1 protein-coding gene is annotated in these 260 nt (G+C 51.5%); it reads right to left on the bottom strand.

All coding sequences use genetic code 11. The features are described 5' to 3' along the window. On the bottom strand, nt 1–260 hold a 260-nt coding region (locus F0U47_RS22665; RefSeq protein ID WP_149752337.1), incomplete at both ends, for a hypothetical protein.

Here is a 260-nt window from a genome sequence, read left to right as displayed (position 1 = left end):
GAAGGCCATGTGGTCGCCGTTCCAGTTAGTGCCGACTCCCAATACCAAGTATTGGTTACGTTCAGTGTTCAAGATCTTGAAGTAGACCTTGTTGTTCTCCCACAGAGCGATTAACTTCCAGCTGACTCTCGGGCTTGTCTTGTCCTTGCCGTCGCCGTAGGCAGGTCTGCCATCGTCGCCTTGAACATCATTGCTCAGCGTCAAAGCGAGACCGTCGCGCTTGTACATAAGCTTAATCGCGTTTTCGGCGAAGATAAGTC

Origin of the sequence: Nocardioides antri (genome assembly GCF_008373765.1) — a bacterium.
GTDB lineage: Bacteria > Actinomycetota > Actinomycetes > Propionibacteriales > Nocardioidaceae > Nocardioides > Nocardioides antri.
This window is presented reverse-complemented; position numbering and strand designations above follow the sequence as displayed.